Genomic DNA, 899 nt, shown 5'->3' with positions numbered 1-899 from the left:
CCCATTCATCGGGCTTCCCCCTCGAATGGGGGCTAAGACAAATCGGACCTCTCCGAGGTCCTTTTTCCTCAGACAATTGCCTCTTTGTGGCGGTATTAAAGCTTATCCTGAGGCAGTCTCAAAGCTCGCCATGGGGAGGTGCATCACTTGCCTCTATTGAGCTCCACCACCTCGCCAAGATGGATTGCCATGATCCAGTAGGTATCTGGTCCATCCGCTTTATAGAGAAGGTCCTGCACCGCCTCCATTCCTTTTTTAGCAGCGGTGTCGTACTTCTCCTCCGTGACACTCTCATCCAGATAGTCAAACCTAAAGATATCCCCCTTGTAAGTTCTTTCAGGCATAAAGCAGATGCCCTTGATCCGCACCACCGCCGTATCTCTATTCTTGTTGTAGCCCACGCCCAGCCTTAGGTACTCAAAGTAGCGAGGCACAAAGAGGAATATCCCATTATTGTAGGAATCCAACGAGAAGTCAAACTCCTCTCCCAGATTAGGGTTCAGCACTATCTGCTCCTGTGCTGACTCCCTAAGGTCGAGGTATTTGCCCATCACCGTCTCCTTTATCTCACGGTACTCCACCACCTTCTCTCCCGAAGCGATCTTATCAAACCATTGCTGATCAATCGTCAGGTAGAGGCTATTATCCTTCGTACACTCCTCGCCACTTGGGATCATCTCATAGTAGTTAGGGCTCTCCAAAAGCTCCTTTGTCGCCTTCAGTTCATCAGTCTGGGGATGCTCAAAAGGCTTGCCATCCCACTCCTTTATCTTGAAATGCGAATCAAACTCATCCCATAGCTCCTCAATCGATTGCTTCACCCTCTTAAAAGGGGACTTCTCTACTTTTTCACTCATACTCGTTTCTCCTTCGATACTATCCCTAAAAAGTGTGTAAGC

General features: G+C 48.7%; 1 protein-coding gene. It reads right to left on the bottom strand.

All coding sequences use genetic code 11. The features are described from left to right. Window positions 1–143: 143 nt before the first annotated feature. Window positions 144–899 (bottom strand): hypothetical protein (locus QVO39_RS00085; protein WP_288171140.1); only part of this gene is annotated, 756 nt, incomplete at its 5' end.

Source organism: Porphyromonas sp. CAG:1061 (assembly GCF_000435035.1).
Lineage (GTDB): Bacteria > Bacteroidota > Bacteroidia > Bacteroidales > Porphyromonadaceae > Porphyromonas_A > Porphyromonas_A somerae.
Note: the sequence above shows the minus strand (reverse complement) of the source record. Positions and strands in the feature narration are given on the sequence as shown.